Annotated in this window: 11 protein-coding genes and 2 tRNA genes; 8 read left to right on the forward strand and 5 right to left on the reverse strand. The window is 41.1% G+C overall.

Annotated elements, in window-relative coordinates; all coding sequences use genetic code 11:
* Positions 1-5 precede the first annotated feature (5 nt).
* The 5 genes from bshC (at position 6) to pckA (ending at position 6,922) form a co-directional block, all read left to right on the forward strand.
* The gene (bshC, locus tag FUA25_RS10110; protein WP_147756789.1) at positions 6-1,592 is read left to right on the forward strand and encodes a bacillithiol biosynthesis cysteine-adding enzyme BshC; all 1,587 of its coding nucleotides are present in this window, start codon (positions 6-8) and stop codon (positions 1,590-1,592) included.
* A 37-nt stretch (positions 1,593-1,629) separates the two neighbouring features.
* Complete coding sequence (locus tag FUA25_RS10115) at positions 1,630-3,303, forward strand: LysM peptidoglycan-binding domain-containing protein (protein ID WP_147756790.1); 1,674 nt, start codon at positions 1,630-1,632, stop codon at positions 3,301-3,303.
* Positions 3,304-3,404: 101 nt separating this feature from the next.
* Positions 3,405-4,280: an ACP S-malonyltransferase gene (gene fabD, locus FUA25_RS10120; protein WP_147756791.1), complete on the forward strand. Its 876-nt coding sequence runs from the start codon at positions 3,405-3,407 to the stop codon at positions 4,278-4,280.
* 6 nt (positions 4,281-4,286) lie between these two features.
* On the forward strand, positions 4,287-5,189 hold the full coding sequence (locus FUA25_RS10125) for a GYDIA family GHMP kinase (RefSeq protein WP_147756792.1): 903 nt from the start codon (positions 4,287-4,289) through the stop codon (positions 5,187-5,189).
* 128 nt (positions 5,190-5,317) lie between these two features.
* Complete coding sequence (gene pckA / locus FUA25_RS10130; protein ID WP_147756793.1) at positions 5,318-6,922, forward strand: phosphoenolpyruvate carboxykinase (ATP); 1,605 nt, start codon at positions 5,318-5,320, stop codon at positions 6,920-6,922.
* A gap of 71 nt (positions 6,923-6,993) precedes the next feature.
* On the opposite strand, the gene aroQ is transcribed toward pckA, so the two are convergent.
* From aroQ to FUA25_RS10155, 5 genes are all read right to left on the reverse strand, one after another.
* Complete coding sequence (gene aroQ, locus FUA25_RS10135; RefSeq protein ID WP_147756794.1) at positions 6,994-7,401, reverse strand: type II 3-dehydroquinate dehydratase; 408 nt, start codon at positions 7,399-7,401, stop codon at positions 6,994-6,996.
* Positions 7,402-7,463: 62 nt separating this feature from the next.
* A tRNA-Glu gene (locus FUA25_RS10140) sits at positions 7,464-7,535 on the reverse strand.
* Positions 7,536-7,550: 15 nt separating this feature from the next.
* Entirely contained in the window at positions 7,551-7,805 is a 255-nt protein-coding gene (rpsT, locus tag FUA25_RS10145) for a 30S ribosomal protein S20 (RefSeq protein WP_147756966.1), read from the reverse strand.
* A gap of 89 nt (positions 7,806-7,894) precedes the next feature.
* Positions 7,895-7,966: transfer RNA gene (locus FUA25_RS10150), tRNA-Glu, on the reverse strand.
* Positions 7,967-8,027: 61 nt separating this feature from the next.
* Positions 8,028-9,317 carry an N-acetylmuramoyl-L-alanine amidase gene (locus tag FUA25_RS10155; protein ID WP_147756795.1) on the reverse strand — a complete coding sequence of 430 codons (1,290 nt, stop codon included), beginning with the start codon at positions 9,315-9,317 and terminating at the stop codon, positions 8,028-8,030.
* A gap of 55 nt (positions 9,318-9,372) precedes the next feature.
* Between FUA25_RS10155 and FUA25_RS10160 the strand changes: the two genes are divergently transcribed.
* From FUA25_RS10160 to FUA25_RS10170, 3 genes are read left to right on the forward strand one after another with little or no spacing between them, the layout of a single operon-like run.
* Positions 9,373-11,961, forward strand: coding sequence for a putative LPS assembly protein LptD (locus tag FUA25_RS10160; protein WP_147756796.1), 2,589 nt, complete (start codon positions 9,373-9,375; stop codon positions 11,959-11,961).
* Positions 11,962-12,004: 43 nt separating this feature from the next.
* Positions 12,005-12,385, forward strand: a complete 381-nt coding sequence (locus FUA25_RS10165; protein WP_147756797.1) for a RidA family protein — start codon at positions 12,005-12,007, stop codon at positions 12,383-12,385.
* Positions 12,385-12,837: a hypothetical protein gene (locus tag FUA25_RS10170; RefSeq protein WP_147756798.1), complete on the forward strand. Its 453-nt coding sequence runs from the start codon at positions 12,385-12,387 to the stop codon at positions 12,835-12,837. The genes FUA25_RS10165 and FUA25_RS10170 overlap by 1 nt, the downstream gene beginning before the upstream one ends.
* Positions 12,838-12,845: the final 8 nt, after the last annotated feature.

Consider the following 12,845-nt stretch of genomic DNA (forward strand, 5'->3'; position numbering starts at 1 on the left):
ATCTATTGAAAGCAATCAAAAAAATACACTTTCAGGATATTGAAAGTATTCCGCAACTCATAAAAGATTTTCTCGATCGCCAGATCGCGGGTTTCAGCGCGCATACTTTTTCTCTGGAACATTTCGAGAACCAAATTGCATTAAAGAACGATTTTTTTACCGCTGAACAAAGAAGCATTCTGGCGGAAGCTTTGAAATTGCAACTTGAAGATCTTACTTTGGCGGAAGTCCAGCAAAACAATCTGGAAAAAATAACCGATAACACAACTTTTACGGTTACAACAGGCCATCAGCTGAATCTTTTTACAGGGCCTGCTTATTTTATCTACAAAATTATACAGACCATTAAAACGGCTCTTTATTTGAAGGAAAATTTTCCGGATTATCATTTTGTACCTGTTTTCTGGATGGCTACGGAAGACCATGATTTTGAAGAGATCAGTCATTTCAAGACTGCAGAGAATTTCTATGAGATCCATGAACCGTCAGGTGGTGCCGTGGGGAGAATAAAAGTTCATCATCCTTCTTTTATCCATGATTTTGAAACGGAATTTAAAGATTCGGTCTTTGGGACGGAACTGATCTTACTGATGAAGGAAGCCTATAAACCCGGCAATACTCTTTCGCAAGCGACTAAAATTTTAGTCCAGCGACTTTTTGGAAGTTATGGTTTACTCATGATCGATGGGGATGACCATTTGCTGAAAAAAGAAATGCAGGAAATTTTCAAAGATGAAATTTTAAATCAGTCACTCAAGAAAAGCTCAGAGAAGACTATCGAATTCCTGACTGAAAGATATGGAAAAGTTCAGGTGAACCCCAGAGAAATCAATCTTTTCTACCTTACAGATACCCGCAACCGGATTGACAGGACTGGTGAAAATTATGAAATCATTGATAAAAATCTGAAATTTTCGGAAGCTGAAATTCTGAATGACCTGAACCGTTTCCCGGAAAAATTCAGTCCGAATGCCTTGATGCGCCCCGTTTATCAGGAAACCATCCTTCCAAACCTGGCCTACATCGGTGGGAATGCAGAGATCATGTATTGGCTGGAACTTAAAGATTATTTTGCCTCTCTGAAATTGCCGTTCCCGATATTGGTGCCTCGCAGTTCTTTTCTTTTCCTGAAAGAAAAAACGCTGAAGAAAGCTGAAAAAATGGATCTGAAGACCGAAGAATTCTTTTCCGGTTTCGCACAGATCAGCCGGGAGAAATTAATGAAAGACCACGAGATTTTAAAAATTCTGGAAGAAAAGGAAAATGTCCTTATTCAACATTTCGCGGAACTCAGATCTGCAGCTGAACTCACGGATCAGTCTTTCGGCAATCTGGTAAAGGCGGAGGAGGCACGGCAGCTGAAATCTTTCGGCAGAATGAAAAAAAGACTTCTGCGGGCAGAAAAAATAAAGAACCGGGAGTTCTTGGAACGCCTTGAAAAACTTTTCCTTGAAATTCACCCCGGTAAAAACTGGCAGGAGCGGGTGTTCAACTTCAGTGTCTTTTATTCAGAATACGGGGAAGCTTGGCTTAAAACTTGTTTAGACGAGATGGAGGTAACACGCCCGGAATTAATAATTATTGCCGGTTAATCCGAAAGCAGTATTTTTGTAAACTATAAGGAAAAAAATGATCAAAAGAGTATTCATATTGTCAGCTTTGTTTGCGTGTATAAGCATATTTGCGCAGAAAAAACACACTGTGGTTAAAGGCGATAACCCATACAGCATTGCAAAAAAATACGGAATGTCTGTAGATGAACTTCTGAAAATGAATCCGGCTGCTAAAGACGGAATATTGGACATCGGAGAAATTCTTACCGTTAAAGGCAGTGCAAAAGTGGCGGCGGTTCCGTCAAACAGCGGTGAAACTGGAACAATCATTTTAAAACCGAAACAGACCATCTACGGAATCACGAAACAGTATCACATTACTGAAAGTGAGCTTCGCCGTTTAAATCCAAACCTGGATGCCGGAATGCAGATTGGAAATGAGATCGTTCTTCCTCTGGCCAACATCAAAAAATATGGTGAAAACCTGCCGGTTACTGCAACAAACACACAAGCGAAACAAGTGATCGAAACTACAGTTTCGGATAAAGTTTCTGCTCCAGTAACGGCTTCGGCTGATGATTATGTCACCTATACCGTGGAAGATGGCGACACTGTTTTTTCCATCGTGAATAAGTTTGGGATTACAATTGATGACCTTATTGCGCTAAATCCGGGTCTTTCCGGCGGTCTGCGGACCGGAATGGTGCTGAAGATCAAAAAAATGGATGCCGGATACGTGAAGAAAAACAGCAACGCGCTGAAGGTTGTTATGATGCTGCCTTTTGGTTTCGATTCCAACGATTCCAATTACAGAAGTATGGCTCTGGATTTCTTAACCGGTGCAAAACTCGCGATCGAAAGAAATGCAATGAAAGGTCAGCTGCTCGACATTCAGGTAGTAGATGCAGGTAATGAAGCCAGTTTCAAAAATTCACTTACGCAAATCAATAAAGATAATACCGATCTTATAATCGGGCCATTTTTCAAATCCAGTATTTTAGAGGTCTTGGATTTTTTAGGAAACACTAAAATTCCTGTAGTCGCTCCTTTTGCAAATTCAACCGATCTTTATGCTCACAGCAATTTAATTATTATTGAAACCAACGAACAGGCTTATCTGGACAGGATTTCTGAGGAGGTAAAAAGCGTTTATTCCAATCAGAAAATTTATATCGTTGCCGATGCGAATAAAACCGGTGCGAATTATCTGAAAACAACTCTGGAAAAAGCGGTTAGAAACCCAAATATCATCATTGTGACTTCTCCGGCGGATATTCAGTTGGAACAAAATATGATGACAGGCCAGTCAGCGCCGGTCATTGCGGTTTTGGTGAATGACAATGATACAGTGGGAGAGAATTTTGCCTCCAGAATTATTGCACTGTCGAAAGAAACACCGGGAATGAAGGCCTTCAGTTCAGTTTATGTGCCGGTTTTTGAAAAGAAATTTGATGAACTCAGTGAGGCGAATCTCGTTTACCTGATGGATAGAAAAATCAATACCGAAGGTGCTTTTGAACAGGAAATTTTAGCTGCTTACAAAAGCAAATACTGCAAAACGCCAACGAAATATGCTGTTATCGGTTTTGATGTAATGAACGATATGCTCAGCCGCGAAAACAAAAAAGGCGAAATCTTTAAACAGATGAATAAAGTCCAGACCCAACTGGCTACCAAATTCGAGTTTGTGAAAACAAAACCAGGAGCATACATCAACACCGGCTATCGAGTTGTACGACTGGTTCCGTAAAAATAAAAAAAATTTTCAAGACAAAAACGGCAGATTATTTTTAACATAATTTGCCGTTTTTTTGACCTATATTTGCCTTATAAAATGATTAAAGAATTTAGATGAAAGCACTTGTATTCCCTGGGCAGGGTTCGCAGTTCGTCGGTATGGGAAAAGAACTCTACGATTCCCGTAAAGATGTAAAAGACCTGATGAACTCCGCTAATGATATTTTAGGATTTGATATCCTTTCTCTTATGTTCAGCGGAACAGATGAGGACTTAAAAAAAACGGAAGTTACGCAGCCTGCTATTTTTATCCATTCCGTTGCAGCTTTAAAAGCAGTAAACGGTTTGGGCGCTGAAATGGTAGCCGGTCATTCATTAGGCGAATTTTCCGCACTGGTGGCGAACGGTGTTCTGTCTTTTGACGACGGTCTGAAACTTGTTTTTGCCAGAGCAAAAGCGATGCAGGAAGCCTGCGACGCACACCCGAGTTCTATGGCGGCCATTTTGGGTCTTGCCGATGAGAAAGTGGAGGAAATCTGCGCAAAGATCAACGGAATCGTGGTTCCTGCAAATTATAACTGTCCGGGTCAGCTCGTTATTTCCGGAGAAACGGCTGCTGTTCAGGAGGCGTGTGAGAAAATGAAGGAAGCCGGCGCAAAACGTGCGCTCCTGTTGCCCGTGAACGGCGCTTTTCATTCACCATTGATGCAGCCTGCGCAGGAAAAACTTGCGGCCGCAATCGAAAGTACAAAATTCAGGAATGCAACCATTCCGGTTTACCAGAATATCACCACTACCGCAGTTTCGGATCCTGAAGAAATCAAACAGAATCTGATCAAACAACTGACAGGTCCTGTAAAATGGACACAGATGGTAAGAAATATGATTAAGGACGGAGCGACTCAGTTTATTGAAGTAGGTCCCGGAAAAACACTTCAGGGTTTGATTAAAAAAATTGAAGCTGAAGCAAACGTACATTCAGCGATTTAAATTTATATGGGCAAAATATTTTCACCCGGAAAGTTGCTGCTCACTTCAGAATATGTCGTTTTAGACGGAGCTCTTGCTTTGGCTGTGCCTACACAGTTGGGGCAGGAGTTTTTTTTTGAGGAATTTGCTGATGAGAAGTCACTGATTCGCTGGGAAGCTTTTCATCAGGGTATACTCTGGCTGAAAGTTGAACTCAGTCACCAGAATTGGGAAATCATCACTTCCAATCTTCGGGAGCCCGGGGAATTCATTCTCAAAGTGCTTCAAAACGCCCAGAGACTTTCCGGCAGTACTTTTCAGAAAGGAATTTCTTATCATTTGAAGACCAACCTGCAGTTTCCTGCCGATTATGGCTTGGGTAGCAGTTCAACGCTCATGAACAACCTCGCCGAATGGGCTAATGTAGACCCTTACCGTCTAAATGAACTCAGTTTGGGTGGCAGCGGTTACGATATTGCCGTAGCGAGGGAAAAAGCTGCTGTGCTTTACCAAAATTTACCGGAAAGAAAAGTGAAAAAGATTAATTTCTCGCCTGAATTCAGAAATGAACTCCTGTTTATTCATCTCAACCGCAAACAAAACAGCCGCGAAGGAATCAACCTTTATAAATCCAAAGAAAAGTCAAAGGAACTGGTTGAAGAATTTTCTTCACTTACCCTGGAAATCATCAAATGTGAAACGCCCGAAAAATTTTCCGAACTCATGGAAGTTCACGAGCAGAAACTTTCAGATTTTCTCGGAATCCCGACGGTAAAGGAAAAATATTTTGCTGATGCACCTGTTTTTGTAAAAAGTCTCGGAGCCTGGGGCGGCGATTTTGTACTGACTTCTAAATTTCCCGGTTTCAAAGCCTATTTTCGGGATAAAGGTTTTTCTTCGGTTTTTGCGTGGTCTGAATTAGTGCTTTGATAATCAGCGAACTGCAATATTAAATATTTTTTGCGAATTCTGATGAATATCATTAGTTTTAACACCTCCTTTACTCTTAAGATGAGTAAATTTGCTTTTCTCAAAATTCTCAAACCAAAAGTATATTTATGAAACACATCAAAATCATCCAACAATTACATGATTTAGGAATCACCGGTTACCGGGAAGTAGTTTACAATCCTTCCTACGAAGAACTTTATAAGGCAGAAATGTCTCCAAAAAACCAGGGTTTTGAGAAAGGTGCTCAAACGGAATCGGGCGCTGTTGCCGTTAAAACCGGTATTTTCACCGGGCGTTCCCCAAAAGACCGTTTTATTGTTAAAGATGATGTGAGTAAAGATACCATCAATTGGGATGGTGCTGTAAATCTGCCGACAACTCCTGAAGTTTTCGAAAGCTGCAAACAGTTGGTGATTGATCAGTTATCCCATTCAAACAGATTATATGTCGTGGATGCCTTTTGCGGTACGAATCCTGACACAAGACTTAAAGTGAGATTTATAATGGAAGTGGCTTGGCAGGCTCATTTTGTAACCAATATGTTCATCCGTCCTTCCACCTACGAACTCGAAAATTTTGGAAATCCCGATTTCATCGTTATAAACGGCTCCAAAACCACAAATCCTGACTGGAAGGAACAGGGGCTGAATTCTGAAAATTTTGTGATGTTCAACCTTACCCAGAAAATGCAGATCATTGGCGGAACCTGGTACGGTGGAGAGATGAAAAAGGGAATGTTCGCGATGATGAACTATTACCTTCCGTTGAAAGGAATGGCTTCCATGCACTGTTCAGCGAATGTCGGGGAAAAAGGCGATGTTGCTTTGTTTTTCGGACTTTCCGGAACCGGGAAAACCACACTTTCAGCAGATCCGAAAAGATATCTTATTGGGGATGATGAACACGGTTGGGACCATAACGGAGTGTTTAACTATGAAGGCGGCTGCTACGCGAAAGTAATCGATCTTACCGAAGAAAAAGAACCGGATATTTTTAAAGCCATCAGAAGAGACGCTTTGCTGGAAAATGTTGTCGTAAATGAATATGGCGAGGCTGATTATAAAGATAATTCCATTACCGAAAATACAAGAGTTTCCTATCCAATCTATCATATCAGCAAGATTGTACTGCCTTCAAAAGCAGGACACGCCAAGAAAATCGTTTATCTTTCCGCAGATGCTTTCGGAGTTTTGCCTCCGGTTTCTGTTTTGAACGAAGATCAGGCACAGTATCATTTCCTTTGCGGCTACACTTCCAAATTGGCGGGTACTGAAAGAGGAATTACCGAACCTCAGCCATCATTTTCACCGGCATTTGGTGAAGCATTTTTAACGTTACATCCAACCATGTATTCCAAAACGCTGATCGGCAAGATGAAAGAGCACGGTGCAAATGCTTATTTGGTAAATACCGGCTGGAACGGAACCGGAAAAAGAATTTCCCTGAAAGATACCCGTGCGATTATTGATGCGATATTAGACGGTTCTATTGATAAAGCGAGTAAAACAATTGTACCAATACTTAATCTCGAAATCCCGACTGCATTACCGAATGTGTCTGAAGGAATTCTGGATCCAAGAGATACCTATGAAAATGCATCAGACTGGGAAACGAAAGCACGAGACCTAGGAGCACGTTATGTGAAAAATTTCGAGCAGTACTGCGATACAGAAGAAGGTCGAAGATTGGTTGCAGCAGGGCCGCAGCTTTAGAAGTATCCTAACTTATATAAAACTGAAAATCCTCAATTTTAAATTGAGGATTTTTTATGCAATAAAAGTGATTATTTCAGGCTTAAAATCGCCAGCCGGTATCCTTTTAAACCTAACCCGCTCAATACACCGTCAGTATAAGCTGCAGTAACCGATTTCTGGCGGAATTCTTCACGCTGATAAATATTGCTGATATGAACCTCGATTTTGGGTTTTGAGAGGTTTTTAAGGCAGTCTGCGATGGCGTAGGAATAATGGGTAAAAGCTCCGGGATTAATGATCAGTGCATCAAAATCATCCTGCTGAATGCGGTTGATGATTTCCCCTTCAACATTTGATTGATAGTACTGTATTTCGTGGTGTGTAAATTCCTTTCCCAGCGCCTTCAGTTCCTCTTCCATCGAAACGGTTCCGTAGATTTCAGGTTCGCGGGTGCCCAAAAGATTAAGGTTGGGGCCGTTCAGGATCAGGATCTTCATCAGTAAAAATTTATTTCAAATATAAACATAAAAAAAACTTCCGAAAAAATTCGGAAGTTTTGTAGCCCGTAGGGGAGTCGAACCCCTCTTACCAGGATGAAAACCTGAGGTCCTAACCGATAGACGAACGGGCCATCATCTTTATTTAATTAAGCCAGTTTGTTAACGTGCTTAGTCAGTTTGCTTTTTAAGTTAGCCGCTTTGTTTTTGTGGATGATGTTCTTCTTAGCCAATCGATCCAACAAAGATATTACTTTCGGCAGTTGCTCAGTTGCAGCAGCTTTGTCTTCTTCATTTCTCAATGTTTTCAGAGCAGTTCTTGCTGTTTTGTGATAATATCTGTTACGAACTTTTCTAACTTCGTTTTGTCTGATTCTCTTTAATGCTGATTTATGATTTGCCATAACTTTTCCTAAATGTGGGTGCAAAGATATATGTTTTTTTTCTATTTGCAAATATTTTTTAAAAAATATTTATTTTTTTCAAAATTCAGTAGCCTATAGGGGAATCGAACCCCTGTTGCAAGAACGAAAATCTTGAGTCCTGACCACTAGACGAATAGGCCAAAGTGTTTTTGGGACTGCAAAAATAGAGATTATTTGGTGAATTGCAAACAATACCTGAGCCTATTTGTTAACTTTTTGAATCACTGTGTTTTTAATGCCTTTATCCTCCAGTTCCTTCTGAAGTTTCACTGCATCTTCCAGCGTTTTTACATTACCGTAAGTGTAGAAAAATGTCCCGTTCACTTTTTCCCTGTTAACATCCTTAAGTGTTTGAAGAATATACGAATTGCTGCTTAGTTTCTCCCTCGAGATCGCTACCTCGATGGTGTAATACCCTGAAGAAAGTTTCTGGTTGGGAACAAATCCCACCGCAGAAGCACTTCGGAATCCGGCATCTTTAGCGGTTTTTAAATTAATATCGCGAACTGATGCGTAATTCGAAACTCCGTAATAATATTTGTAGAGATTGTTTTCCTTGATCGGAAGTACGTAGTTCAGACCCTTCAGCGCAGGATCTCCGGAACTGTATTTTAACGGGGAACTCATCAGAAGCACTCTGAAATCATTTTTTAACGGCGATTCTGCCGTTTTTTCCGGTTCTTGCTTTTTATCTGAAATGCCGAGACGTCTGTCGTGAGCCCGTTTGTAGCTCATAATAGCATTGAAAATACTTTCGGCGATTTCCGTCTGTCCTTTGTCTGAAGCCAAATAATGTGCTTCCTCATAATTGCTGATGAAACCGGTCTCAATCAGGACTGAAGGCATGGCATTCATTCTTAGAACGTGAAGGTTCTGCTGTTTTACGCCGCGGGAAAGTCTTTTGTCTTTGGTTGTGAAATTTTCTTCTACAAAACCGCCGAAAATCAAACTGCTTTCAAGGTATTTGCTCTGCTGGATTTTCAGTGCGATAAGTGATTCGGGAGAACTCGGGTCATAGGCCGCGAAAGTCTGTCGGTCTTTTTCATCCAGATAAATTACATCATTTTCCGCTTTTGCGACTTCCAAATTGGTTTTATTTTGGTCAGGACCCTGAACAAAGGTCTCGGTACCGTAAGGGGTCGTTTTGGTGTTTGCGTTGCAGTGAATGGAGACGAAAAAGTCGGCTTTACTGCGGTTGGCAAGGTTGGTACGGTCGGTAAGCGAAGGATATTCGTCAATTTTTCGGGTGTAGATTACCTTGAAATCTTTATTTTTTTCGAGCATACGCCCGAGCTTTAGTGTTATGGCAAGTGTAATTTCTTTTTCCGTAACGCGGCCGATGTCGTCATACAGCCTGTTTGCACCGTGGTCTTCGCCGCCATGGCCAGCATCCAGAACAATTGTAAATTTCTTTTGTGCATGGGCTCCCGTAAAAAGTAAGCAGAACAGCAGTGAATAGAATATTTTAATATAAAATGTTGACTTAATCATCCTTCAATTTTAAAATTTATGTTAATTTTGAGCCCAAATTACATAAAACAAGCAATTGTCCAAAACCGGCTTCAAAAATATATTACAATTTCTTATTATCCTAATTTTTAACAGTTTTTTAGCACAATTCAGCGCTCAAAATTTGTCTGAAAATAAGATAGTTAGTGATACCGTTCGGAAATCCGACACCGTGGTCGTTCAGAAAGAACAGCTTGAAGATGTGGTGCAATCAAAAGCCGAAAACATCCGCAACGATATTCCTAAAAAAATGACTTACCTGAACCAAAAGGCACAGGTCATTTATCAGGATATGCAGATTGATGCTGATTACATCAATATCGACTGGGAGAAAGGTTTCATTTTTGCACGCGGGAAACAGGATTCTTTGGGGAAAATCATTGAACCCGTAGTAACCACTCAGGCTGGAAAAAAATACGAGACCGATGAGTTCAATTATAATTACCGTACAAAACAGGCCATTGCCTACAATGCAAGAACTGAAGAAAGCGAAGGCGTAATTGTAGCCCAGAAAACAAAAAAGTATAACGACTCCGTGTTTTTTATGCGCCGAGGACTCTATACCACCGACGAGTATTTCATCAAGAAAAAAGATACACTTTCCGACTATTATCTTCTGGCGCCTCATATCAAATTAATTAAAGGGAAAAACAAATCGCAGGTTGTGACCGGTCCGGTTCAGCTTTTTATAGAACAGGTGCCTACGCCATTAATCATGCCTTTTGCTATATTGCCTTTTTCGGATAAACGGAGTGCGGGAATCCTGATTCCTAGGTTTGGCGAGCGGCAGGATGTTGGATTTTATCTGGGCGGCCTCGGGTATTACCAACCGATTGGTGATCATTTCGACATTAAGATCCTTGCAGATATTTATACGAAAGGAAGTTGGGGCGTCAGACCGGAACTTAATTACGTCAAAAAATACCGGTACAGTGGTAATTTTGCTGCAGATATCGGCACAACAGTCCGTGGTATAAAAGGACTTGATGATTATTCAAAAACGGGAACTTACCGAATCGCGTGGAGGCATACTCAGGATACGAAAGCCAACCCGTTCCTGAATTTTTCGGCCTCAGTTGATATTGTTAGTACAAAGTTTTATAACAATACCATCAACAACAATTACATCTTTAACCAGAATGTACTGAATACCCAGCAGAATTCGAGTTTAAGCCTTACGAAAAGATTTCTGACCTTACCCATTACCCTCACAGGTACAGCTTCCTATTCGCAGAACTTTTCTACCGGACTGTCCGATCTGCGGCTTCCGCAGCTCAATGTGTCGGTAAACCAGTTTTATCTTCTGAAACCGAAAACAGGTACCAGAGAGGGACTGCTGGAGAATATTACGGTGAATACAGGACTCAATTTAACCAATTATGTCTCCGCAAAAGGAAGCGAGATGTTTAAGAAAGAGATGTGGGAAAAACTGCAGACAGGCGTTAAAAACAATATTTCGCTAGGAACCAATACAACCGTCGCGAAATATTTCACTTTTTCGATCGGAGCAAATATTGATAATGCGCTTACTACGAAATCGCTCACACGGACTTACAACCCTATCACGAATCTTGTGGAAGACGTAACCGTCAGCAATGTCACCGGATATTCCTATTTCTCAACCAATACCAGTTTGCAGACCACACTTTACGGAAGCAAACAGTTTAAAAAAGGGGCTATGATCCAGGCAATCCGCCACGTAGTCACCCCAAGTTTTGGCTTCAGCTATTCTCCAGATTTCAGTTCGCGGGGTTTCGGATACTTCAGGAATTACTATGATGCGCTTGGCGTTCTCACACCGTATTCCATTTTTGACGGTGGCATTGTAGGCTCTCCAACTTCGGGAATGGTGGGCGCGCTCGGTTTCAGCATCGGTAATAACATCGAAATGAAGGTGAGATCAAAGAGCGATTCTACCGGTGTAAAAAAAGTCAAGATATTTGAATCTCTTAATTTAACAGGTGGTTATAACTTCGCTGCGAAAGACCATCCTTGGTCTATTTTCAATGTAAGAGGTCAGACTTCATTGTTCAAAGACAAGTTGAATATCAACACAAGTCTGGCAGTAGATCCCTATCAGGTACTTTTTGCACCGGGCGAGGATACCGGAATCCGTACCGAAAACTTTGGACATTTCAATATTCAGGGTTTTAATGTGCAGCTTTCATATCCTTTGACTGAGGCCATATTTGGGGAGAAGGAAGATCTTAGTAAAACATACAGGTCCAAAGGAGAGATCAGGAACGAAAATTATTATTTTGATGACGATAACTACGCCAAATTCGACCAGGCCTGGACATTGAATATCAATGCCAACTATTCCTACACCAAAACGCTCACCCGTTTTGGCTCTCAGATTGCCTCGGTAGGTTTGGACGGCAGTTTAAAACTAACCCCTTTCTGGAATATCAACGGAAGTACGCACTACGATATGGTTTCGAAGGAACTGGCCTATGCCAGGATCGGTTTCTCGCGCGATCAGCGGAGTTTCACGATCAATTTCAACTGGGTACCATTCGGGCAGTACAAGGTGTATGACTTCTTCATCGGAATCAAGGCCAACATCCTTAAAGATGCCCTGAAATATCAGGACAGAAGTTTTACACAGCCGAACGCGCCTTTCTAAAAAATAATAAATTAATTAAAATTATATTTGCAAAATAAAAATTATGAAAAAAATTATCTCTACTGTTAATGCTCCGGCTGCCATAGGTCCTTATGCTCAGGCTAATTTTGCAGGTGGTGTTCTGTATATTTCGGGTCAGATCCCGGTAGATCCTGCGACCGGTAAACTGGTGGAGGGCATTGAAAAGGAGACCCATCAGGTGATGAAAAATCTTCAGGCGATTCTTACCGAAGCGGGAATGACTTTTAAAAACGTGGTGAAAGCTTCAATCTTTCTTAAAAGCATGGATGATTTTGCGGTGATGAATGATATTTACGCTTCTTATCTGGATGCCGATAACTATCCGGCGCGTGAAACGGTGCAGGTTTCCTGCCTTCCAAAAAATGTTGACATCGAAATTTCAATGATTGCGCATCAGGATTAATGAATTTCTTAAGAAATACTTTTGCAGTACTCGTCGGTTTGGGCATTAGTGCCCTAATCATTACACTGGGAATCCGACTAAATCCCCAGTGGATCACTTCTGATGATTTTACCCCATTCGAAAACTGGGATCAGTTCCTACGAAAAGTGCAGCACGACAATGCTTTTTTTCTTGTCCTGCTTCTGCTCTCTGGGATCGGTTCAATGGTAGGTGGAGTAGTTACTGCGATCATTGTAAAGTATGCAAAAGTGGCGTATGCCATTCTTATCGGTTTCATTATGTTATTCCTTGCAATGTTGGATATTATCATTTACTCCTATCACCCAACGTTCTACAAGATCTGTATTTTCCTTACGTTTTTTCCTTTTGCCTGGATCGGCGGAAAAATTGTGGAAGTGATCTACGAACGCAAAAAGAAGCGGATGAAGAAACAGCTTCACCAAAAGAAATAAAAAAAGAG

Source organism: Chryseobacterium sp., from assembly GCF_008014695.1.
Lineage (GTDB): Bacteria > Bacteroidota > Bacteroidia > Flavobacteriales > Weeksellaceae > Kaistella.